At 66.6% G+C, this 23,407-nt stretch carries 20 protein-coding genes; 8 read left to right on the plus strand and 12 right to left on the minus strand.

The window, feature by feature from the left end; all coding sequences use genetic code 11:
• Positions 1-31: 31 nt before the first annotated feature.
• The 4 genes from benA to PV773_RS08395 form a co-directional block, all read right to left on the minus strand.
• Complete coding sequence (gene benA / locus PV773_RS08380; protein WP_347965908.1) at positions 32-1,402, minus strand: benzoate 1,2-dioxygenase large subunit; 1,371 nt, start codon at positions 1,400-1,402, stop codon at positions 32-34.
• Between the two features lie 60 nt (positions 1,403-1,462).
• Positions 1,463-2,389 (minus strand): catechol 1,2-dioxygenase, encoded by a 927-nt coding sequence (gene catA, locus PV773_RS08385; RefSeq protein ID WP_347965909.1) that lies wholly within the window; start codon positions 2,387-2,389, stop codon positions 1,463-1,465.
• A gap of 83 nt (positions 2,390-2,472) precedes the next feature.
• Complete coding sequence (gene catC, locus PV773_RS08390; RefSeq protein WP_347965910.1) at positions 2,473-2,763, minus strand: muconolactone Delta-isomerase; 291 nt, start codon at positions 2,761-2,763, stop codon at positions 2,473-2,475.
• Between the two features lie 4 nt (positions 2,764-2,767).
• A complete protein-coding gene (locus tag PV773_RS08395) occupies positions 2,768-3,922 on the minus strand; it encodes a muconate/chloromuconate family cycloisomerase (RefSeq protein ID WP_347965911.1) in 1,155 nt (384 codons plus the stop codon).
• A 100-nt stretch (positions 3,923-4,022) separates the two neighbouring features.
• Between PV773_RS08395 and PV773_RS08400 the strand changes: the two genes are divergently transcribed.
• Positions 4,023-4,946 (plus strand): LysR family transcriptional regulator, encoded by a 924-nt coding sequence (locus PV773_RS08400; RefSeq protein ID WP_347965912.1) that lies wholly within the window; start codon positions 4,023-4,025, stop codon positions 4,944-4,946.
• Here PV773_RS08400 and PV773_RS08405 read toward each other — a convergent pair.
• Complete coding sequence (locus tag PV773_RS08405) at positions 4,929-5,504, minus strand: ankyrin repeat domain-containing protein (RefSeq protein WP_347965913.1); 576 nt, start codon at positions 5,502-5,504, stop codon at positions 4,929-4,931. The genes PV773_RS08400 and PV773_RS08405 overlap by 18 nt on opposite strands.
• A 338-nt stretch (positions 5,505-5,842) precedes the next feature.
• Between PV773_RS08405 and PV773_RS08410 the strand changes: the two genes are divergently transcribed.
• Positions 5,843-7,435, plus strand: a complete 1,593-nt coding sequence (locus PV773_RS08410; RefSeq protein WP_347965914.1) for an ABC transporter substrate-binding protein — start codon at positions 5,843-5,845, stop codon at positions 7,433-7,435.
• Between the two features lie 109 nt (positions 7,436-7,544).
• Here the strand turns inward: PV773_RS08410 and PV773_RS08415 are convergent, their stop codons facing one another.
• Complete coding sequence (locus tag PV773_RS08415; RefSeq protein ID WP_347965915.1) at positions 7,545-8,075, minus strand: hypothetical protein; 531 nt, start codon at positions 8,073-8,075, stop codon at positions 7,545-7,547.
• A gap of 188 nt (positions 8,076-8,263) precedes the next feature.
• Between PV773_RS08415 and PV773_RS08420 the strand changes: the two genes are divergently transcribed.
• Positions 8,264-8,821 carry a transglutaminase-like cysteine peptidase gene (locus tag PV773_RS08420; protein ID WP_347965916.1) on the plus strand — a complete coding sequence of 186 codons (558 nt, stop codon included), beginning with the start codon at positions 8,264-8,266 and terminating at the stop codon, positions 8,819-8,821.
• Between the two features lie 50 nt (positions 8,822-8,871).
• Here the strand turns inward: PV773_RS08420 and PV773_RS08425 are convergent, their stop codons facing one another.
• Both PV773_RS08425 and PV773_RS08430 read right to left on the minus strand, forming a co-directional pair.
• On the minus strand, positions 8,872-9,354 hold the full coding sequence (locus tag PV773_RS08425) for a hypothetical protein (RefSeq protein ID WP_347965917.1): 483 nt from the start codon (positions 9,352-9,354) through the stop codon (positions 8,872-8,874).
• A 7-nt stretch (positions 9,355-9,361) separates the two neighbouring features.
• A complete protein-coding gene (locus PV773_RS08430; RefSeq protein ID WP_347965918.1) occupies positions 9,362-10,054 on the minus strand; it encodes a response regulator transcription factor in 693 nt (230 codons plus the stop codon).
• An 828-nt stretch (positions 10,055-10,882) separates the two neighbouring features.
• Here PV773_RS08430 and PV773_RS08435 point away from each other — a divergent pair.
• From PV773_RS08435 to PV773_RS08455, 5 genes are all read left to right on the plus strand, one after another.
• Complete coding sequence (locus PV773_RS08435) at positions 10,883-12,700, plus strand: hypothetical protein (protein ID WP_347965919.1); 1,818 nt, start codon at positions 10,883-10,885, stop codon at positions 12,698-12,700.
• 133 nt (positions 12,701-12,833) lie between these two features.
• Positions 12,834-14,861, plus strand: coding sequence for a type I secretion protein (locus PV773_RS08440; RefSeq protein ID WP_347965920.1), 2,028 nt, complete (start codon positions 12,834-12,836; stop codon positions 14,859-14,861).
• Positions 14,862-14,882: 21 nt separating this feature from the next.
• Entirely contained in the window at positions 14,883-17,405 is a 2,523-nt protein-coding gene (locus tag PV773_RS08445; RefSeq protein WP_347965921.1) for a type I secretion system permease/ATPase, read from the plus strand.
• Between the two features lie 12 nt (positions 17,406-17,417).
• Positions 17,418-18,755, plus strand: coding sequence for an HlyD family type I secretion periplasmic adaptor subunit (locus PV773_RS08450; RefSeq protein WP_347965922.1), 1,338 nt, complete (start codon positions 17,418-17,420; stop codon positions 18,753-18,755).
• A 29-nt stretch (positions 18,756-18,784) separates the two neighbouring features.
• Complete coding sequence (locus PV773_RS08455; protein WP_347965923.1) at positions 18,785-20,404, plus strand: GNAT family N-acetyltransferase; 1,620 nt, start codon at positions 18,785-18,787, stop codon at positions 20,402-20,404.
• Positions 20,405-20,419: 15 nt separating this feature from the next.
• On the opposite strand, the gene PV773_RS08460 is transcribed toward PV773_RS08455, so the two are convergent.
• The 4 genes from PV773_RS08460 to iolE all read right to left on the minus strand — a co-directional run bounded on the left by PV773_RS08460 (position 20,420) and on the right by iolE (position 23,368).
• On the minus strand, positions 20,420-21,226 hold the full coding sequence (locus PV773_RS08460) for a 3-methyl-2-oxobutanoate hydroxymethyltransferase (protein ID WP_347965924.1): 807 nt from the start codon (positions 21,224-21,226) through the stop codon (positions 20,420-20,422).
• Positions 21,227-21,267: 41 nt separating this feature from the next.
• Entirely contained in the window at positions 21,268-22,080 is an 813-nt protein-coding gene (gene iolB / locus PV773_RS08465) for a 5-deoxy-glucuronate isomerase (RefSeq protein ID WP_347965925.1), read from the minus strand.
• 6 nt (positions 22,081-22,086) lie between these two features.
• Positions 22,087-22,290, minus strand: a complete 204-nt coding sequence (locus tag PV773_RS08470) for a DUF3329 domain-containing protein (RefSeq protein WP_347965926.1) — start codon at positions 22,288-22,290, stop codon at positions 22,087-22,089.
• Positions 22,291-22,450: 160 nt separating this feature from the next.
• On the minus strand, positions 22,451-23,368 hold the full coding sequence (gene iolE / locus PV773_RS08475) for a myo-inosose-2 dehydratase (RefSeq protein WP_347965927.1): 918 nt from the start codon (positions 23,366-23,368) through the stop codon (positions 22,451-22,453).
• Positions 23,369-23,407 lie beyond the last annotated feature (39 nt).

Here is a 23,407-nt window from a genome sequence, read left to right on the forward strand (position 1 = left end):
GGCGCGTTCGGTCCCGCCGCCCGGGGCTCGGTCAGTCGGTCGGGTTGCGGCCGATCGCCTTTTCCAGCGTCTCTTTCCAGTATTTGTGCTGGATCACGAACAGGCCCTCGTCCTCGGTCTTGGCCCCGGACAGCAGGGGCTTGAGGCCGATCGCCTTGGCGCCTTCGTCGGCACCCTCGATCCAGTGCGTGGCGCCACGGCTGAGGTCGTTCCATGCCGCCTGCCGCGCCTGGTAGCCGATCTGGCAGGAGCGGAACTCTTCCAGGTCGTCGGGCGTCGCCATGCCGGAGGCGTTGAAGAAGTCCTCGTACTGGCGGATGCGGCGGGCACGTGCCTCGGCACCCTCGCCCTTGGGCGCGATGCAGTAGATGGTGACCTCCGTCTTGTCGACCGAGATGGGCCGGTACATCCGGATCTGCGAGGAGAACTGGTCCATCAGGTAGACGTTGGGGTAGAGGCACAGGTTGCGCGAGCGGTCGATCATCCAGTCGGCCCAGGACTGGCCGAACTTCTCGGTCAGCTCGCCGCGCTTCTCGGCCAGCGGCCGGTCCTCCGGATTGCTCCAGCGGGTCCAGAGCAGGAGGTGGCCATGCTCGAACGAGTAGAAGCCGCCGCCCTGCTTGGCCCAGGACGAGGCGTCCATGGCGCGGGTGACGTCGACGCCGGCGGCAGCCGCCAGCGCGTCCTTGCGGTGGTTGGTGGTCGCCGCGTAGTTCCAGTGCACGGACGAGACGTGATAGCCGTCGGCGCCGTTCTCGGTCTGCAGCTTCCAGTTCCCGTCATAGACATAGGTCGAGCCGCCGCGCAGCACTTCCAGCCCGTCGGGCGACTGGTCGACGATCATGTCGATGATCCGTGCCGCCTCGCCGAGATGCTGTTCGAGCGGCAGCACGTCGGCATTCAGGCTGCCGAACAGGAAGCCGCGATAGCTCTCGAAGCGGGCCACCTTGGTCAGGTCGTGCGAGCCGTTCTTGTTGAACTGCTCGGGATAGCCGGCACCGTCGGGGTCCTTGGCCTTGAGCAGCTTGCCGCTGTTGGAGAAGGTCCAGCCGTGGAACGGGCAGGTATAGGTGCTCTTGTTGCCGCGCTTGTGGCGGCACACCATCGCACCGCGATGCGAGCAGGCGTTGAGGAAGCAGTGCAGATCGCCCTTGCGGTCGCGCGAGATGACGATCGGCTGGCGGCCGATATGGCCGGTCAGGAAGTCGTTGGCGTTCGGGATCTGGCTTTCATGGGCGAGATAGACCCAGTTGCCTTCCCAGATGTGCCGCATCTCCAGCTCGAACAGGTCGGGATCGGTGAAGATGTCCCGCCGGCAGCGATAGGCGCCGGTGGCGGGGTCGTCGACGACGGCAGCTTCGAGCGTTTCCTCGATATGCCGGTTGGCGATTGAGTCCAGCATCTTGAAATCCTCCACGAGAGAACAGCGCGCCGCCTCTCCTCGGCGCGCCGGTTGCGGCTGTCAGGCCGAGACGCGCTCGCGCTCGACCACGGTGTCGGCGACGCCCTCCTTCTCGGGCACCAGCACGAAGTCGAAGTCGATCGAGGCGAAGGGCTCCTGCACCTGGCGCTCGGCCAGCGCCTTGGGGTCGCTGATGCGGGTGACCGGCGGGATCAGGTCGTCGCGGGTGCCGAAGGCGAAATCCTCGAACAGGTATTCGTCGCCCTCGATGTTGATCTGCGTGGTCAGGTGGCGGTAGCCGGGCGCCGAGACGAAGAAATGGATGTGCGCCGGACGGTGGCCGTGGCGGCCGAAGGCGAACATCAGCTGCTCGGTGGAGCCGCCCGGAGGCGTCGCATAGCCGCTCGGCATGATCGAGCGGAAGCCGTAGCGGCCGTTGGCGTCGGTCTGGATGCGGCGGCGCAGGTTGTAGGCGGCCTGCTGCGGATCGAAATGCGAATAGTTGCCGCGCGTGTTGGCGTGCCAGACGTCGACGATGGCGTCGGCGACGGGCTTGCCGTTCTGGTCGCGGACCTGGCCCTGCATGAACACGACCTCGCCCTTGTCGGAGCCGTCATCGAGGCGCGCGGTGCCCTTGGAGAGCGGCGCGCCGGCGATGTAGAGCGGCCCTTCGATGGTGCGCGAAGTGCCGCCGGCCAGGCCGGCGCGGCGTTCGGCCTCGTCGAGCCGCAGGTCGAGGAAGTGCTCGAGGCCGATGCCCGGCGCGATCAGGCCGAGTTCGTTGTTGCGCGCCGCCTGGCCGAGATAGGCGACCGCGCTCCAGACCTCGTTCATGCTGATGTCGAGATCGTCGATCGCCGTGAACAGGTCGGCCAAGAGCCGGTTGGCGATGGTCTTCAGGCGCTGGTCGCCGCCTGGCTGGTCGAGGCCGCTGGCGCGGCTGGCGAGATCGTCGACGACGGACTTTTCAATGAGCTTGCTGGACATGGGAACCTCCCTTTCTGGCTCGCATTGCTATGTGTTGACTTTCCCCGCCGGCTCTCCCTTGCCGGCGGAAACCTCTTGCGGCGTCAGGCGCCGTCGTCGGCGATCGCCGATCCGTGCCGGCACAGCGCCTTCACCTCGATCTTCATGAACGGAAACAGCGGCAGCCCGGACAGGATTTCGTGCAGCTCGCCCGGCCCGCTGACGTCGAAGACGCTGACATTGGCGTAGCGGCCGGCGACGCGCCAAAGGTGGCACCACTTGCCGCTCCGCTGCAGTTCCTGGGCCTTGGCCTTCTCCGTCGCCTTGAGGCGATCGGCCACTTCGGCGGGAAGGTCGTGCGGCAGTTCGACGGTCATTTCGACATGGAACAGCATGATGTCACCCAACCACCCGCAGCGACGCGGACGCCTTGTTGCCGTCGCGGCGGAAGCGGTTCACCGCCGCCTCGTCCAGTTCAATTCCGAGGCCGGGTCCGGCCGGAACCTTTAGCTCGAAGTCGGCGTAGCCGAGCGGCTCGGTCAGCAGTTCCTCGGTCAGGAGCAGCGGCCCGAAGAACTCGGTGCCCCATTCGAGGCTGCGGACCCCGGCGAACAGATGCGCCGCCGCGATGGTGCCCACCGGCCCTTCGAGCATGGTGCCGCCATAGACCGCGATGCCCGCGGCCTCCGCGATTCCGATCACCTTGGCTGCCGGAAACAGTCCGCCGGCCTGCTCGATCTTGATCGAGAACACGTCGCCGGCATGCTTTGCGGCCGCCGCGAGTGCGCTTTCGGGACCGGTCAGGATCTCGTCGGCCATCAGTGCTATGGTCGACTTCGCCTGCAGCCTGGCGAGCGGCTCGACGCCGTGCACCGGCTGCTCCACCAGCACGCAGCCGGCATCCGCCAGGGCCGCGATCCCATGCAGCGCCTCGCGCTCGCGCCAGGCCATATTGACGTCGACGCGGACGCTGGCGAAGTCCGGCAGCGCCTTGCGGATCGCCGCCACATGCGCCACGTCCTGGTCCACCGGACGCTTGCCGATCTTGAGCTTGAAATCCTTGTGGCGGCGGGCCGTGAGCATGCGCTGGGCCTCGTCGATGTCCTTGGCCGTGTCGCCCGAGGCCAGCGTCCAGGCCACCGGCAGGCTGTCGCGCCGGCGCCCGCCGAGCAGTTCCGAAAGCGGCAGGCCGAGGCGGCGTGCCTGTGCGTCGAGCAATGCGGTCTCGATCGCGCATTTGGCGAAGTGGTTGCCCTTCACCGCGGCATTGACCTTGTCCATCGCAAGCCCGACGCGGGTTGCGTCGGCACCCGCGAGCAGCGGCGCGATGTAGCGGTCGATGGTGAGCTTCATGCTCTCGGGGCTTTCCGACCCGTAGGCCAGGCCGCCGATCGTGGTGCCCTCGCCGAGCCCGACGACATCGTCCGAACAGCGCAGCCGGACGATCATCATCGTCTGGCCGCTCATCGTCACCATCGACAGCGCGTGCGGCCGGATGGTGGGCAGATCAAGGATAAGCGTCTCGATCTCGATGATGCGGATGTCGGATTTCACGGATAGTCTCCTCCGAAACTCTCGCCATGACGCTAGCTTTGCGAGGCCGGAGGGTCCAAGACTATCTTGGTCGGATTCGATACCCGTAAGGTATAGTGCCATGGACATGCGCCAGCTCCGCTATTTCGTCGCCGTTGCCCGGGAGCGCAATTTCTCAAGGGCTGCGGAGCTCCTTCACATCGCGCAGCCGCCGCTCAGCCGGCAGATCCAGCAACTGGAAGATACCCTGGGAGCAACATTGATCGACCGCTCCAGCCGGCCGCTGGCGCTCACCGACGCCGGCCGTTTCTTCTACGAGCAGGCGACGCAGATCCTTGCCCGGATGGAGCACATCCGCGAGCAGACGCGCCGCATCGCTCAGTCGAGGCGCGAGATCTTCATCATCGGCTGCGTCGGCTCCACCCTCTACAGCGGCATCCCCGATCTCGTCCGGCGCATGCGCGTGCGCTGGCCCGAGCTCGGCATCGAGATCCGCGAGATGATGTCGGTGGAGCAGATCGCAGCACTCAAGGACGGGCGCATCGACCTCGGCTTCGGCCGCGTGCGGCTGAGCGACCCGGATGTCGAGCGCATCACGCTGCGCGAGGAAAGGCTGGTGGTGGCCTTCCCGAAAGGGCATCCGAAATCGCTGTCGCCCGAGCCGATGCCGCTGCGCGACATCGCCGGCGAGACGCTGGTGATCTACCCCTCAAAGCCGCGGCCGAGCTTCGCCGACGAGGTGCTGGCGCTGTTCGCCGACCTCAACGTCGAGCACGGCGTGGTGGAGGAAGTGCGCGAGATCCAGACCGCGCTCGGGCTGGTCGCCGCCGCCATCGGCGTCTGCATCCTGCCGGCGGCGGCGCAGCGCCAGCGCACCGACGACGTCTGCTACCGCATCCTGTCCGACGAAACCGCCACCTCGCCGGTGATCATGAGCTACCGGCGCAACGACAGGTCGGGCCGGATCGAGGAGATCAAGGGCCTAATCCGGGAAATGTATGCCGACAACCCGCCGTGGCTGCGCCTGTCAAACGTCACCTGGTAGGCCTGCGCCCCTCGCGCAGGTTTGCGTCGCCGCACGCAGCCGCGCGGCGCCTTCCTCGTAACCGGCGTCTTCGGCCTCCTCGAGCGCGGTCGTGCAATCGTCTATCCGGGTCCGCAGGAACGGATCGGCGCCGGCCGAGAGCAGCCGCTCGACGGCCTCGATGTCCCGGAGACAGGTGGCATAGTGCAGCGGCGTCCAGTCGTTGAGGCCGCGGCGGTCGACATCCGCGCCCCGGCCGATGAGCAGCGCGACGACGTCCAGCCGGTCGCTCCGGCTGGACGACAGCGCCGCGATGATCGCGGGAAACCCGGCATCGTCGGCGAAGTTCGGGTCGGCCCCCTCGACGATCAGTTTCTCGATGAAGGCCAGCGGGCTCCAGTAGATCGCATATTCGAGCGGATGGCCGAGGCCGAGCTCGAACGGCATCGGTTCGTCGAACCAGCGCCGCGAGCCGCCCAGCGCGCGTCCGAGCGCCTCGAAATCGCCGGCCTTGAAGGCGCCGTCGATCCGCTCGAACAGGCGATTGCGCTCGCACCGGTCTTCAGGGACTTCCAGCATCGCGGCTCCCCTGCTGCCATATTCCCAAGTTTGCCGGGCATTGCTGCGCGGTTGCAAGATGCGATAGGCCGATTCAGGCGCTGGAGCCGGCACGACCCTTGCGCAGGTCGACGGCAAGAACCTTGCGCCGCGATCACTTCCGCAAACAGCAAGAACTCTGCAACCAGCATGCCTAGACTATGACTCTTGTATGCAGAATAGTGAATGTAAGCACTTCGCAATTTGAACGGTTGAGACGAATTTCTCTCCGGCGTATTGCGGAGGCGATGTCGGCTGCCGGCGCGATCAAGGGAGACGACTGCAACCGTAGCCGGGCGCCTGCCTGGAGGGGAGACAGGATGCGTTTGTTCAAGGCCATCGCCGTCGCGGTCGTTGGCGTGGTTCTGGGGATTGCGGCTGCGCGGGGCGGCACGCCGCCCGATACGCTGGTCGTGGCGGATGCGATCGACGACGTCATCACGCTCGATCCCGGCGAGATCGGCGAGGTCGGCGGCGTGCTCACCAGCAGCCAGATCTACCAGCCGCTCGTCAGTTTCGACCCCAACGACCCGGCCAGGATCGTCGGCGTGCTGGCCAGGAGCTGGTCGGTTTCGCCGGACGGCAGGACTTTCACCTTCAAGATGACTCCCGGCGCCAGGTTCGCCTCCGGCAACCCGGTGACCGCCTTCGATGCCGAATATTCGCTGCGCCGGGTGATCCACCTCAAGTCGCGCTCGTCCTTCATCATCGGCCAGTTCGGCTTCTCGCCGGACAATGTCGACGACCGCATCAAGGCCCTCGACGAAAACACACTGGTGATCCAGGTCGCCGACATCTATTCGCCGAGCTACCTGCTCTATTGCCTGTCGTCCTACATGGGTGGCATCGTCGACAGCAAGCTCGTCAAGTCGAAGGAGGTGAGCGGCGACTACGGCAATGGCTGGCTCAAGGCCAGCAACTCGGCCGGCTCCGGCCCCTTCGCGCTTGCCAAGTGGGAGCCCGGGCAGTCGATCCTGCTCGAGCGCAATGCAAACTATCGGGGCGACAAGCCCGGTATCGACCGCATCCTCATTCGCCATGTCGCCGAAAGCAGCGCCCAGCGCCGCATGCTGGAAGCCGGCGAGGTCGACATCGCCAACAGGCTGCGGCCGGACGATCTCGACGCCGTCGAAAGGAACCCGGACCTTTTCACCATCTATGGCCGTTCCGGCAACATCTATTACATGGGCCTCAACGTGCGGAACCAGTATCTCGCCAATCCCAAGGTGGTGCAGGCGATGAAATACCTGGTCGACTACAAGGGGATCGCCGATACGGTGTCGCGCGGCACCATGGAGGTGCATCAGACGCTGGTGCCGAAGGGTTTTCTCGGCGCTCTCGACTACAACCCCTACAGCTACGACGTCGAGAAGGCCAAGGCGCTGCTGGCCGAAGGCGGGGTCACCGGCGATTTCTCGCTCGACATGGTCGTCTGGGACACCCTGCCCTACACCGACTTCGCCAAGGCCATCCAGGCCAACATGGCCAAGGCCGGCCTGACGCTCAATCTCGTGGTCGTCGACGGGCAGCAATGGCTGAAGCGTTATCGCGAGCACGACCTCGACATCTGGCTCGGCCTGTGGGGGCCCGACTATCCGGACCCGCACTCCAACGCCAAGGCCTTCGTGGTCAACAAGCAGGACGCCCCGGACGGCTCGGAAAGCCTGGCCGACCGTTTCGGCTGGAACTCACGCGGCCTTTCGGCCGATGCGATGGCGGCCGTCCGCGAACAGGACACCGCCAAGCGCAAGGCCATGTACGAGGCGATGCAGAAGGTCCACACCGACACTTCCCCCTTCATCTTCATGTTCCAGGAAGTGCGCAAGGTGGCCGTGAGCGCCAGGGTCAAGGGCCTGGTGATGGGCACGACCTTCTCCGACGACCGCTACTCGGCCGTCTCGAAGACGCCGTAAGCGTCGTCCCGTCGGTCACCCTCGGGCAACCCGACCCGGCGCCACCGGCCGGGCGACTGCCCGATTCGGCTTCGCCCTGCACGAGAAGTCCGCTCGGACGCGGCCTCGCTTAGCCTCCGCTGCCGCCAGAGCCGCCCGAACCGCCACTGCCACCCGAACCGCCGGAGCCGCCTGAACCGCCGCTCCCGCCACCGCCACCTGAACCTCCACTGCCACCGGAGCCGCCGCCGCCCCCGGAACCGCCGCTACCGCCCGAGCCTCCGGAGCCTCCGCTACCGCCGCTCCCGCCACCGCCATTGCCGCCGCCGGAACCGTCGCCGTCATCGCCGGAGCCGCCGTCGCCGCCGGTTCCGCCGTCGTTGCCGTCGTTCTCACTGCCGGCGAGCACCGCCGAAATGACCGCGGTGGTGAGCGGCGGGCATTGCGCCAGTTGCTCCGGCGACAGGATGCTGCGGCGGTTGAGCGCGATGCAGCACATCTCGAAGTTGTCCTGGGTCAGCGGCTGGCACTGGGCCGCCGCCATGCGGGGCCGGATGCTGTTCTGGGCCGAGGCAAATCCGGTTGGTAAGGTTGCGGCCAAGGCCGACGAGACCAGCAGAATCGCATGAACCCTGCGTGCGCAGGTTGGGAACGTCCTCATTTCTTCCTCCTGAGGGAAAAAACGCGCCCGTCCCCAAACTGGCGCTATCGATCAAATGTTCCGACATGCGGAAACATCTTGTTAAGCATACATCCTTTTGAAAACCGTGCAACAACCACCCGCCGGGGTTGCGTTATCATCTTCTAATATGCTGTCTACGTGTCGTCCAGGGAGAGAGGGGACAACACATGAAAACGCCAGTGGCGCTGCTGGCGACCGCTTTCATTGCGGCCGCCTGCAGCCAGACGAACTCGTCCGGACCGAGCATGAGCACAGTCGGCTATGCGTTCGCGCCGCCGGCCGCCAATGCCTTCTGCGCCAGCCAGCCGCGCCTGTGCAGCACTGCCGGGTCCGCCAGGACCGCGACGCTGACCGAAGCCAGGATGGAGGAACTCCGGCAGGTCACCGCCTCGGTCAACAGCCGCATCCGCCAGCGCGACGACGCCGAGACCGTCGGCCGCGGGGACGACTGGCGGCTGCCGACGACGGTCGGCGATTGCGAGGATCTGGCCATCCTGAAGAAGAACGAGCTGCGCAAGCGCGGCTGGCCCGCCTCGACGCTGCTGCTCACCGTGGCCACCTATCGCGGCATCGGCCACACGGTCCTCACCGTGCGCACCGACAAGGGCGACTTCATCCTCGACAACCTCAACAACTCGGTGAAGAACTGGTCGCGAACGCCCTACCGCTATTTCGCCCGGCAATCGCAGTCGGAAACCGGCAGGTGGATGCGCATCGGCGCCTGACGTCCGCCACGGCATGACGTGCCGTTCCGGCTCGACCGGAACGGCACCGGCTAGTGCGGAAACCGGTTGTCCTCGACGATCTTCCATATCTGCCGGTTGATGTCCCTGATCGCCTCGATCGAGGCGGTGATGCGGCGCATCTCGGTGTCGTCGAGTTCCTCGTGCTTGCCGTAGTGGACCTCGTCCTTGCTGTCGAAGACCCGCATCAGCTGGGTGCTGGCGCGCGTGCCCGTCTCGTCGAACGAATAGATGCAGTGGCTGTACTTGTTGCGGAGCTTGGACTGGTGCGTCAGCTGCTCCGTCACCGCCAGGATAGACTGGCGGCACGGGGCCGCTGTCTTGGGCAGCTTCGCCAGCCGCTCGACCAGGTCGAGCCGCGCCCGCGTCGTGTTCAGCGTCAGGAAGATGATGATCGCCGTTTCCTTGTCCACCTGGGCAAGTCCGGCAATGAGGTAGATCAGAAGGCTTTCGGTGTTCGTCCAGGTGTAGTTCAGCTGGCCGACGACGAGCAGGACGTCCTGGAAGCGGGGCATTGCAGGTTCATGCCGTGGGTTGCGGCGCCCGTACCGCCGCTGCGTCGTCCGGGCCGCGGTCGCCGAGCCCCTCCCTCCGTTCGTGATAGATGGCCGCCGCCTCGGTGCGGTTGTGCGCGCCGAGCTTGGTGATGATGTTGTGCAGGTGGATCTTGACCGTGTGCTCGGACAGTCCGAGCGCCGCGGCGATGAGCTTGTTCTGCAGCCCACGGGCGACCATGCCGAGGATCTGCAGCTCGCGGTCGGTCAGTTCGTAGAAGTCTTCCTGGTCGCCGTCCGGGACGCGCCGCACCGGATGCTCGTCGAGTTCGTCGGCGTTCGGCGGCCGCCGCTCCATGATCGGCTCGAACAGCGACAGCGGGAAATATTCGCCGCCACGCAACACCAGGCGCACGACCGACAGCCACACGTCGAGCTTGAGGTTCATGGGCAGCACGCCGCGGATGTTGCGGGCGGTCACCACGTCCTTGATCGACACCTCGTGGCGGCCGTCGTCCTGGATCAGCATGATCTGGGCAAAGGGATGCAATTGCGACAGGCGCTCGGAATGGGCCGCCACCTCGGGCAATTGCTCGGCCTCGAGCAGGATCAGAGCGACCGGGCAGTCGAAGCCCGCGCAGGCCTCCGCCAGCGACGGCACCTGTTCCACGGCGATCCAGGGAAATTCGCGCTCGATCGCATAGACGAGCGATTCCGACACGAAATCTGCCGGAGCCACGATCAGCAGCGTCTTGAAAGACTTTTGGCCAGAGACAGAGCCCCCAGCAGCGCGGCGCGCGCTTGCAACTGCTACCCGATACATGAGGCCTCCCGTCCTCTGTCCCGCAATAGACTGCTACTCCCGGCGTGCCGCGCGGCGGGAAATGAGTGTGGATCATATACCGGTCATTGCCGGTTCGGTATAAGCAAGACGAGCTAGCAGGCTCATTCGGCCTAATGCTTCCGGCTGCCCTGCCCCCCTTACGGATTAGTCCCCTGTTGCTTTCCTGAACCCGCGCCGGCTCGCGTCCGCTGGTTGACGCATGCCGCTGCCGCAAGGTTGCAAAGCATAGCGGCCGAGCCGCGCTGTTCTTTGCGGCACAAGCAATTGTTCGCGTGGAGCGGGTCGCAAGAAGTACAACCGGGCGGCCCGCCGTTCTGCCTTCTCCGCACTCGGCGAATCCTTGGCCGGATCGCCCGAAAAGCCTAGCGCGAAGTGTCAGCTTACAATTTCTGGGCGGCAGCCACAGACTTTCCGGGTTTCGCCAGCGAGGGCGCGGCGCGACCAGAACTGCGATTCCGAGTGACACGGCCATTCGTGAAGGCTTCGCCATTCACGGAATTGTGAAGCATTCCGGACGCAGGCCCTCGCCCAGCAAGAGGAGGTAGAGGCCATCCAGACAGGCATGGGATCAGCGGCTGCAAGTCCCCACGGCCGACGATCCAGGCATTCCCAGATGGAAAATAGAGGCGACGTCCGCGCGAAGCCCAAGGCCGTCTGCAAGATGACAACGGTCCGGCAGGCGCGGTCCCAACCGAGGACACGACGATGTCTGACAGGAACAACGGCAATATTAGTGCGTTCGGTTTGCAGTTCCCTGGCGATTCTCACGACTACGGCGACGAGAGCGAAAACAAGAACGAAAACGAGAATAAGAACGAGAACGAAAACAAGAACGACACCGACAATTCCAACGAGAACGAAAACAAGAACGAGTCCGAGAACAAGAACGAGTCGGACAACTACAACGAAAGCGAGAACAAGAACGAGTCCGAGAATAAGAACGAGAACGAAAACAAGAACGAATCCGAAAACAAGAACGTCAACGAGAACAAGAACGAGACCCAGGTTGACGTGGATGTCGACGTCAAGGTCGACCTGAAGGCCGAGGGCCTGCTGGGCGACGATCATTCCGACGACGACTTCGCCGACATCGATACCGGCGGTGGCGACATCGATACGATGCTCATCACCAAGGAAGGCAACATCTCCTACGATCCCGGCGACGACGTCGATTTCAAGGACATCCTCAACGGCTCGCTGAACGGCAATGGCAACAACGCCTTTGTCATCAACCAGATCGCCGAGATGTCCGACGACGACAAGCTCGAGGAAGCGACCGTCAAGAACGAAGGCACCTTTACCCAGGATCTGGACGCCAAGGGCGGCTTCGCCTCGGCCGGTGACGGCATCGACACCGGCGGCGGCGGCGGCTCGGGCGGCGACGCCAAGGCCAATGGCGGCGACGGCGGCGACAGCGGCGACACCAAGGGCGGCAAGGCCGACGGCGGCGACGGCACGGGCGGTCTGGCACTCAGTGCCGCGCTCGGCGGCGACGCCAAGGGCGACACCAAGGCCGAAGGTGGCGAGAGCGACGGCGGCGACGGCAAGAACGACGCCGAGGGCGGCAAGGGCGAAGGCGACGAAGGCGGTCGCGGCGGCGACGGCACCGGCGTCGGCCTCGGCCTCGGCCTCGGTCTCGGCCTCGGTGCCGGGCTCGGCGGCGAAGCCAATTCCGACGGCGGCGACGCCAAGGCCGAATCCGACGAGGCGAAGGCCGAGAGCGGTGACGGCGGCGACGGCGGTGGCGGCGGCGGCGGCGGCGACGGCGGCGATTCCGAAGGCGGCGACGCCGAGGGCGATGGCGGCGATGGCATCGATGCCATCGTACCGATCGTGCCCATCCTGAATTTCGGCTTCGGCGGTGACGCCGAGGGCGACGGCGGCGATGCCGGCAATACCGGCGGCGGCGGTGGCGGCGGCGGCGGCGGCGGTGGCGGCGGCACGGGCGATGCCACTGCGACCAGCGGCGACGCGACATCGACGGCCGGCGACTCCTTCTCGACCGGCGGGGACGGCACCGGCACCGGCACGGGTACCGGCACGGGCTCCGGCTCGGGCAGCGGTACCGGCGGCGGCGGCGGCGCCGGCGGCGACGGCCTTGGCGGCTACGCCATGAACGGCGACGCGACCGGTGGCGCAAGCACCGGCGGTGCGGCGACGGCTTGGGGGGGCGAAGGCGGCCATGCGCTGAGTGGCGCCTGGGCCGACGGCTATGGCGGTGACGCCAAGGTCGGCGACGTCTGGGGCGGCGCGGGCGGCGCTGGCGGCGCGGGTGGCACGGCCAATGGCGGCTTCGGCGGCGCCGGCGGCGACGGCGGAATGTGGGGCTCCTACAACGGCGACGACGGTTACGTCACCGGCTCCAGCGAGGCCAACGCCGACGCCATCATCGACACCAGCGCGTTCAACCAGCAGATCGTGATGGGTGCCAACCTGCAGGGCAACACGGTCGACATGACCGTGGTCGGCGGCGACTACGACCATACGCTCAGTGGCGAAGACGGCTCCGGCTCCAACACCTAGCCGCGATCGTTCGACTCCGCTGCGGCGGAGTGACCCAAACGGACTGCGCGGGTCCCCCGCGCAGTCCTCCATGGTCGGCTGAGCATGCCCGGGCCCGGCCGGCTCCTAGGTTCCGATACCGGAGGCAACGCACGTGAATTCCGTTTATTTGGACAAGGTCACCGAGGCGATCGCTCATTTCATCGGACTGTTCGACACCTCGATCGAAGAGGCTCGCCAGAAACAGGCATACGACGAGTTCAGGGCCAGCCAGGCGAAGGAAGATGCCCAGCCGATTCAGGACGGCGCCGCCGTCCAGGTGGACGCCCGGCACACCCTCGAGGACTTCGACCCGCACGTTCCCTATCTCGGATTGCCGCCGGAGCTGGTGGTGACGACGGTGTGGTCGAACGTGTGGTTCACGCCGCCCGAGATCCCCGCCCCGCACGGGCCGGATATCTTCTATCCGGGCTTCAACGTTCCCCATGCCCCCTTTGCCTCGTCCAGCATCGTGCTGCCGGGCATCGTGCCGCCGGGATCGCTGCCGATCATCGTCAACCAGGATATCCGCCTGTCCGACGCCGACTATGTCGGCGCCGGCGGCAGCGGCCTGAAATTCACGCCGGCGCCGGCCGACGACCTCCAGATGAACATGCTGCAGACGGCCGCTGCCGACCTGTCGCCGATCGACGACCTGGCGCTGCCCGCAACGCCCGACGAGATCGGCACATTCGTGACGACCGCGGTCGCGCGGCTGGACGGCTTCACCGCCGACGGCCACGGCGACGCCGTAGTCGTCGTCGTCAAGGACAGTGTCATCGACGGCATCTTCGTCAATGGCGTCGAGGTCCAGGACGGGGACGCCCCCAAGCTCGAGGACTACGCCGATTTCCTCAGGGATGAGGAAGACGGCGGACCGGACAAGCCCGACTTCAGCGCCCCTCCCGATTCTTCCGACTTCATGGCCGGCTGGGGCGATGGCTCGATAGCCCCCTCGGTCGAGCTGGAGAGCGGCGGCAACACGGTCGTGAACTCGGCCGTCATCACCAACGACTGGGCCTCGTCCGGCGTCATTGCCGCGGTCGGCGACCATGTCGAACTCAACGCCGTGATCCAGATCAACATCGTTGCCGACACCGACAGCGTCGGCGCGAGCCTGAACGGCTGGCGGATCGGCCCCGACAACATCGACGAGACCTTCAACATCGCCACGTTCCAGCGCATCGATCCGGATGCCGGCGCGGCAGACGCCGGAAATGCCCCCTCGGGCTTCCCGTCCTACTATGTCGTGACCGAGATTTCCGGCGACCTCATCCTGCTCAACTGGATCGACCAGTACGCTTTCATGATGGATGGCGACGTCTGCATCCTGTCGTCGTCCGGCGTGAAGACCGTGGTCTCGACCGGCGACAACACGGCCGTCAACGACGTGTCGCTCAGTGAACTGGGCTACTACTACGACCTCATCATCGTCGGCGGCAACATCTACGACGCCAACATCATCCAGCAGCTCAACCTCCTGATCGACAACGACCAGCTGGGCGCGGTGTCCGGTTTCGAGACGACCGGCGGCGGCGCGCTCTCGACGGCGGGAAACCTGCTGTGGAACGAGGCGGCCATCGTCAATGTCGGCCAGGGCAACGACGACGAGAACCTGCCCGGCTTCTACAAGAAGGCGGCCGACAACCTCGCCGCCGGCAAGGACGACCTGCCCAACCAGGTCCTGCACGACAGCGCCTTCGCCGGCATCGGCGTGCTGCGCGTGCTCTACATTTCCGGCGACATCTACAATCTGCAATACATCAAACAGACAACCGTGCTCGGCGACAGCGACCAGGTTGCTGTCGCCATGAACGAGCTTGCCGCGCAACCGGACGCACAGTGGACGGTCACCACCGGCAGCAACGAGCTGGTCAACTTCGCCGGCATCGTCGACGTCGACGGCGCGACCAAGACCTATGTCGGCGGCGAGAGCTATTCCGACGAGGTCCTGATCCAGGCGGAGCTGGTGTCCAGCGATCCGAACCTGGGCGCCCAGGATCCGGACGTGCTGGTCAACGAGGCGGTGGCCTTCCTCGACGACGGCACCGACGACACAGGCCCGGACCCGCACGCAGACCACGCCGTACCGCTGCCGGCGGATTCCGGCACCGTCGACGTCATGCAGAACATGCTCGCCTGACCCGGCCGAAAGGATCGCAAGATGACCGACGATCGCGACCACGGCTGGAGCGAATTCCACGATGTGCCGGAAGGCGGCGAAGGCGAAGACGGTCCGGCCGCCCGCCCGTCGCGCGCCGCCACCAATCCTCCTCCGGACCAGCGGCTCTCCAGCGCCGTCGCCCCGCAGGAAGCTGCGATCGACAGGCTCGAGAAATACATCGACAACGTCGTCGGCGAACTGAAGCAGGTCGCGGGCGCCGAACCGGCCGACCCGACGCCGCAGCCAGTCGCGGCCCCCGAAAAGGCGACGCCGCCGGTATCGGCCGAGCCGGCGCGCAACGCCCATCAACTGCCCAAGGCCGAACTGCCGTCGGCCAGGTCGGCCTGGGAGGCGACGCATCCGCCCCAGCCAATGCCGAGGCCGCCGATCAAGCGGCCCGAAGGCGACGCGGCCGTGCAGAAGGCCACCCCTTCCGCCCAGGCCCTGCCCAAGCTGCCGATCCCTCCCGGGCAGCTTGATGACCGGCCCCAGCCGGCAATGCCCCCCGCGGCATCGATCATCCCGCCTCAGCAAGCCCCGCAGCCGGCCGAGCCGCCGGCGGAGGCTGCCGTAGAAGCCGCGACAGGTTCGCCCATGCCCGAGATGCGGGACACCGAGCCGTCCGAGCCGCGGCCGGACATGAAGGACAAGCCGGTGCCGACCGGCACGGTGAACATCGACGCCGATACCGTTCCGGTGAGGGCGGAGAAGCTTCCCGGCAGCAACGGTCCGACCGGCGGCGACATCGATCGCGGCGGCGGAGGCGGCGGCGGTGGCGGCGGCGACGCCTTCCACAAGCGGCTCGGCCCGGTGGACTTTTCCGCCTCGCTCAAGACCGGCAAGCAGGTCGTCCAGCGAAACCTCCTGATCGTCATGCTGTTCACGCTCGCCAGCAACATCCTGGTGCTGGCGATCCCGCTCTATCTGTTCCAGATATCCGACCGCGTGCTGACCAGCCGCTCGGTCGACACGCTGATCATGCTGACAATCGTCATCGTCGGCGCCGTGGTGCTGCAGGCGATTTTCGACGCCATCCGCCGCCTCATCCTGATGCGTACGGCGGTGGAGGTGGCAGCCCAGCTCGGCACCCCCATCCTCAGCGCCGCCGCCCGCGCCGCCCTGCATGGGACGGGGCGCGAGTACCAGACGCTCGGCGATCTCGGCCAGCTGCGCTCGTTCCTGGTTTCAGGAACGCTTCTGTCGCTGCTCGACGCCCCGCTGGCACCGCTGTTCGTGCTGGCGGTCTTCCTCGTCCACCCGCATCTCGGCTTCATCGTCGTCACGACGTCGCTGATCCTGCTGATCATCGCGATCATCAACCAGCGCTCGACCGAGGCGCCCTTCGGCGAGGCCAACTCGCATCAGAGCAAGGCGAATCTGCATCTCGATTCCATGTCGCGCAATTCGCAGATCATCAACGCCCTGGCGATGATCCCCGAGGCCGTGCGCATCTGGGGCAAGGACACCGCGAGCTCATTGCGGTCGCAGGTCATCGCCCAGGACCGCAACATCGCGTTTGCCTCGACATCCAAGGCGGTGCGGCTGCTGACCCAGGTCGCCATGCTCGGCTGGGGCGCCCATCTTGCCCTCGCCGGCCACCTCAGCGGCGGCATGGTCATCGCCGCCTCGATCATCGCCGGCCGGGCGCTCGGGCCGATCGAGGGCGCCATCGAAGGCTGGAACCAGGTGGTGCAGTCGCGCGCCGCCTATGGCCGCATCGCCAGCCTGCTGCAGTCCTCCCCGCTCAACCTCGAGCGCCTGCGCCTGCCGCGCCCGGAAGGCCGCCTCGACGTCGAGCGCCTGCTGTTCGTGCCGCAAGGCACCAAGCGGGTCGTGCTCAACGGCATCACCTTCGCGCTGGCGCCAGGGGATTCGCTGGCCGTCGTCGGCAATTCAGGCGCCGGCAAGACGACGCTGGGCAAGATGCTGGTCGGCTCCATCCTGCCGACCTCGGGCAACGTCCGCCTCGACCTGATGGACCTGCGCAACTGGGACCAGCGCCAGTTCGGCGAGAACATCGGCTACCTGCCGCAGGACGTCCAGTTGTTCCCCGCCTCGATCAAGGCGAACATAGCCCGCATGCGCGACGACGTCGGCGACGCCGAGATCTTCCAGGCCGCCAAGCTCGCCGACGTGCACGAGATGATCGCCACGCTGCCGCACGGCTACGAGACCTTCGTCGCCGCCGACGGCGCGCCGCTCTCGGGCGGCCAGAAGCAGCGTATAGCGCTCGCGCGCGCCTTCTTCGGCAACCCCCGGATGGTGGTGCTCGACGAGCCGAACTCCAACCTCGACGCCGCCGGCGACGCGGCCCTTGCCCGCGCCCTGCAGCACGCGAAAGAGCAGAAGATCACCGTCATCACCATCACCCAGCGGCCGGCGCTGTTGCAGAGCGTCGACAAGATCCTGCTGCTGGTCAACGGAACGGTCGCCCTCTTCGGCATGCGCCAGGACGTGCTGCAGGCGCTGGCCCAGCGCGGCCTGAGCATCGAGGGCGGTTCCTTCGGCCATCAGATTCCATAGGCGGGCACTGCGATGAGCGACGTCGTCAAGATTCACGACATGGAATGGTACGCCGACGTGCCGCGGTCGATCTCCAGGCAGACCAGGATCGGACTGGTGCTCATCGCGGTGACGTTCGGCGGCTTCGGCACCTGGGCCTTCACCGCACCGCTTGCCGCGGCCATCATCGCGCAGGGGTCCTTCGTCGCCGCCGGCCAGAACAAGATCGTGCAGCATCTCGAAGGCGGCATCATCAAGGAGCTTCTGGTCAGCGAGGGCGACCGCGTCACCTACGACCAGCCGCTCGTCCGCCTGGACGAGACCGCCGCGCAGGCCAACGAGCGCCAGCTATTCCTGCGCCAGGTGCGCCTCGACGCCATCGCGGCCAGGCTGAACGCCGAAGTTGCCCGGGCACCGGCGATCACCTTCCCCGCGAGCGTCGTCGACAACATGGCCGATCCCGACATCAAGCCGATCGTCGAGGGCCAGCAGCTCAACTTCGATGCCGCGCGCAGCAAGCTGCAGAGCGAAATCGGGCTGCTCCAGCAGAACATCGCCGCATTCCGCTACCGCGCCGACGGCTACCAGCAGCAACTGGACGCGGTGAGGCGGCAGCTGGCCCTGATGCAAGAGGAATATGCGGGCAAGAAGACGCTCCTCGACAAGGGCCTGCTGCGCGCCACCGAGATCAAGGCGATCCAGCGCGCCATGGCCGAGGCAGAGGGCCAGATCGGCAGGCTGGTCGCCGAGGTCTCGGAAACCGGCGCCCAGATCATCAAGCTGGAGCAGCAGATCACCCAGACCGAGGACGCCTACAAGCAGGCGGCGCTCGAGCAGCTCCAGGGCCTCGAAGGCGACCTCGACACCGTCCGCGAGCAGTTGCGCGAGGCCATGAGCGTGCTCAACCGGGTCACCATCAATGCGCCGGTCTCGGGCACCATCGTGCGGATGTACTACCACACGCCGGGCGGCGTCATCGAAAGCGGCAAGCCGATCCTGGAGATCCTGCCGTCGGACGTGCCGCTGGTGATCGAGGCGCAGGTTTCGCGCACCGATATCGACAACGTGCAGGTCGGCCAGAACGCCACGGTGCGGCTGACGGCGCTCAACCGGCGCACCACCCCGGTGCTGGACGGCAAGGTGATCTACGTTTCGGCGGATGCGCTTCCGGACAACTCGACGCCGGTCGCCCGGGAAATCTATCTCGCCCGCATCAGCCTGCCGGCCAGCGAAATCGCCCGCGTCCACGGCTTCACCCCCACCCCCGGCATGCCCGCCGAGGTCCTGGTCCAGACCGAGGAACGCACCTTCTTCAGCTATCTCACCAAGCCCATCGCCGACAGCATGTCGCGGGCGTTCATGGAGCGGTAATCGACAACACCTCAACACAGGGGCAGACGATGCAGGTCGACGTCATCACCGATCCGAAGCGGCTCGCCGAGCTCAGGGAGAACTGGGACCGGCTCTACGAGAGCGACCCGGAGGCGCAGTTCTTCCTCTCCTGGACCTGGCTGTCGCGCTACCTGCGCCTCTACGACGGCACCTGGTTCATCCTGGCGGCTCGCCACGGCGGGCCCGGCTCGCCCTATGTCGGCCTGATGCCGCTGCGGCTGCGCACCCGCTTGAACAACAAGACCGGACATTTCTTCAACGAGATCAACATGGCCGGCAACTACGCCGCCGACTACACCGGCGCATTGTGTGCGCCGAGCCACGCCGGCCGGACGATGCAGGCCTTTGCACGCCATCTCTGCGGCATGGGCTGGACCCGCCTGCATCTCGAGAACGTCCGCATGTCGACGGGCAGGCTGAAGGCATTCCTCGCCGCCTTCCCCGACGAGACGCTGGCGCTACGCGAATTCAGCCGCGTCAACAAGGCCGACAATGTCGACAACTGCCGCTGCTTCGCCGCCACCCTGCCCGACAGCTTCGACACCTATCTGGACAAGGTGCTGAGCACCAATACCCGCCAGAAGCTGCGGCGCTTCCTGCGCAAGGTCGACGCCGGCGACTTGCGCGTCACCGAGGCCGATGCCCTGACCTGCCATCGCGACATCGAGACGCTGCTCGAGTTCTGGCGGCTGAAATGGGGCGAGCGGAAGGGAGGCAGGCTCACCTCCATCCTGCGCCACAACCGTGTCGTGCTGCGCGACGGCTTCGAAACAGGCGCGCTCTACATGCCCGTGCTCTGGCAGGGCGACCGGCCGCTGGGCGCGGTCGCCAGCTTCGTCGACCCGGTCAAGAAGGCGATGCTGTTCTTCATCGCCGGCCGCGACGGGACGGTGACCTCGATCCCCGTCGGGCTCATCCTCCACGGCCACAGCATCCGCACCGCCATCGGGCGCGGCTTCGCCACCTACGACTTCCTGCGCGGCGACGAGCCTTACAAATTCGCCTTCGGCGTGACCGAAAGCCGTATCCACTGCGCCATGATCCATACCAAGAGCGGCCGCAACTTCGGCAATCGCCTCGATCCGCGCTCGCTCGACGGCATCTACGCGGAGGTGCAGCGGTTCCACGAACGGGGCGAACTCGCGCGCGCCGAGAGCGGCTACCGGCAGATCCTCGGCACCGATCCCGGCTACGCCCGCGCGCTCTACGGGCTCGGCCAGCTGGTCTCGGCCAAGGGCGACCACCGCGAGGCGCGCGACCTCTATGCCCGGCTGTCGGCGGTTTCGCCCAACGCCTCCAAGGTCTGGTTCAGGCTGGGGGCGGCACTGCAGACCCTGGAGGACCACGACGGCGCGGTGGCGGCGTTTCGCAAGTCGCTCGCCCGCAACGACGAATTTTCGGCCGCGCAGTTTTCCCTCGGCAAGAGCCTCGGTGCCCTGGACCGCGCCGAAGAGGCGGTCGAGGTCTTGCAGGATCTGGTTCGCAGGCTGGAGGGCGCGCAGCGCGACGAAAGCCTGCTGGTCAAGACCAGGGTGCTGCTCCGGCGATTCCGCCAGGGCGCCCAGCCGAGCTACATCATGCTCGATCCCCGCCCGGCAGCGCCGCGCCCCATGGTGCCGGGGCCATAGCCGCGGAGCCTTGTGTCAGGGCTGTTGCGCCAGGAAGGCCTCGAACCGGCGCATTTCCTCGGCATCGATGCCGACCGCGTGGCCGGCCGCCGGATAGGCGCCGCTGGCGATGTCGGCGGCATATTCCCTGAACGCGGCGATCCGCTCCTGCTGGATGCGGTCATTTTCGGCGGCGAGGTTGCGGTAGACCTTGGCATGGCGCGGAGTGTGGCCGCGGTTGAGGCCGAGCACGTCCTCGGCGAACAGGTACTGCGCATCGCAGCCGGCGCCCGCGCCCATCGAGATCAGCACCAGCGGCGTGCGTTTCGAGATCGCCGTCGCCACCTCCGCCGGCACGACCTCGATCTCGGCGGCAAAGGCCCCGGCCGCCTCCAGTTCCTTGACCTGGCGCCACACCAGCTCGGCCGTCTCGGCGGTCTTGCCGACGGCACGGAATCCGCCGGTCCAGGTCGAATGCGTCGGGATCAGCCCGACATGGCCGCACACCGGGATGCGCTCGTCGGCCAGCCGGCGGATGGTCTGCGCGCTCGCCGAGCAATAGACCGCGTCCGCGCTCGCCGCCTTCAGCCTGACGGCCGTTCGCAGGACCTCGTCGGTCGTCGCCCCCATCATGCCGTACTCGTCGCCGGGCACGGCAAAGCAGGTCGGCGCGGCGTCGCGGAAACGCTTGTCGAGCATCAGCCCGTAGGTCACGGACAATAGGTCAATGCCGGCGCGCTCGGCGGCTTCCGCCTCCTCCAGCGTCGTCACCCGGAGTTTCGACAGTTGGCGCTTGCCCTTAAGCGCGCGCAAATCTGCGACCGTTGGCCTGTTGCGTGCCATCGTTTGGTCCTCGGTTACGGAAGTGTGTCGACCACCAGCCCTCAGGCCTTCAGCAGCCACTCATGCTCCTTGGCGTTGTGGAACTTCCACGTCCGCACCGGCCCGGCCATGACGTTGAGATAATAGAGGTCGTAGCCGTGGCAGGCGGCGCAGGGGTGGTAGCCCTTGGGCACCAGCGTCACGTCGCCGTCCTCCACCGCCATCGCCTCGTCGATCTCGCGGTGGCCGGTATCGTCGAACTCGGTATAGACGCGCTGGAAGGCAAAGCCCTGCGGCGGGTTGAGCCGGTGGTAGTAGGTCTCCTCCAGCAGCGATTCCGCCGGCAGGTTGTCCTCGTCGTGCTTGTGCGGCGGATAGCTCGACGTGTGCCCGCCGGGCGTGATCACCTCGACCACCAGCAGCGAATCCGCCGGCTCGCTTTCAGGCAGGATGTTGGTCACGTAACGTGTGTTGGTGCCCTTGCCACGCACCTCCTGCTTGACATCGTCGGGCCCGATGATGCGCAGCGGATGGCCGCCGTTCAGGCCGGGCGCCGTGCACACCGCCAGTTCCACATTGGTCTCCGCCCGCACCGACCAGTCGCCGCCGGCCGGCACGTAGACCGACCACGGCTTGCCCTCGAAGGGCGACATGCGTTCGCCCAGCGTGCCGAGATCGTCCTCGCCGACCCGCACATGCGCCTTGCCGGAAACCAGCACCAGGCAGGTCTCGCGGTCCGCGGTCCAGTCGCCATAGGTATCGCCGGGTTCCAGCCTGTGCAGGTCGAAGCCGACATAGGTCCAGCCGGCGGTCTCCGGGGTGACGTGGATCGCCCGGCCCGCGCCGTGCTTCGGCTTGATCAAGAGTTTCGACATGGTCTCTCACTCCTTGTCGGGGGCGGCGTCGTCGCCGGGTTTGTAGGCGATCAGGAACTGGTAGGCGCCGAGTGCTGCCATGCCGCCCGCCAGCGTGCCCCAGAAGGGCGAGCCGGTGGCGAACTCCAGGACCGACCACGCCGCGCAGATGCCGACGAGCACGATGCGCCGCCACAGCGGCCTGAGGAACGGATGGTTCTGGTCGTTCATCAATTGCGTACTGCCTCGCCGGTCGACACTCCGGGATCGTAACCGGCTCGGCGACAGCCCTCAAGCATTACGGCGCCGCGCGTCGGAGACGCGCAAAGGACGCCGCAACACCTTGGACCATCGCATGACCTCGACCGAAAATCGGCTTCGACTTTCGGGGTCATGCGGCAGGAAAGCCCTGCGTCTCCACCGTGTAGCCGGCGGCCGTCATCACCCGCATCAGCTCGGCATGGCCGACCTCGGCCATCTTCAGCGGCGGGTTCTTCTTCGGGTCCTGCTCGGCCTCGACCACGAACCAGCCCTCGTAGCCATGGTCGGCGAACTTCTGCACGATCGCACCGAAGTCGAGCGAGCCGTCGCCCGGCACGGTAAAGGCGCCCAGCGCCACGGCGTCGAGGAAGGATTGCCTGGTCCAGTCGAGCCCGTTGATGACGTCCATGCGCACGTCCTTCACATGCACGTGGCTGATGCGCTCGTGGTGGTTGTCGATGGCGCGCAGCACGTCGCCGCCGGCAAAGGCGAGATGGCCGGCATCGAGCAGCAGCGGAATGCCTTCGCCCGAGTGCCTCATGAAGGCGTCGAGTTCGTGCTCGAACTGCACCACCGCCGCCATGTGGTGGTGATAGGACAGCGGCATGCCCTGCTCCGCGCACCATTCGCCGAATTCGGTCAGCTTGCGGGCATAGGCCTTCATTTCGTCGTCTGACAGCACGGCCTTGGTCGCCAGCGGCTTCGAGCGGTCGCCCTGGATCGAGCGGCCGACCTCGCCATAGACGATGCAGGGCGCTGCGACCGCCTTGAACAGCTCGATCATCGGCTGGATGCGGTCCTTGTTGGCCGCCAGCTCCTCGTTGACCAGAGTGCCGGAGAACCAGCCGCCGCACAAAGTCACGTCGGCCGTCTTCAGGATCGGCAGCATCGCCTCCGGCGTGCTCGGGAAACGGCGGCCCTGCTCCATGCCGGTGAAGCCGGCCGAGCGCGACTGCCTGAGGCATTCCTCCAGCGACACGTCATCGCTCAGCTCCGGAAGGTCGTCGTTCCACCATGCGATGGGGGACATGCCCAGTTTGGCTTTCACGTCAGTTCTCCATTCTTACCTCCCCCTTGTGGGGAGGTC

Origin of the sequence: Mesorhizobium sp. CC13 (assembly GCF_039907765.1) — a bacterium.
Lineage (GTDB): Bacteria > Pseudomonadota > Alphaproteobacteria > Rhizobiales > Rhizobiaceae > Aminobacter.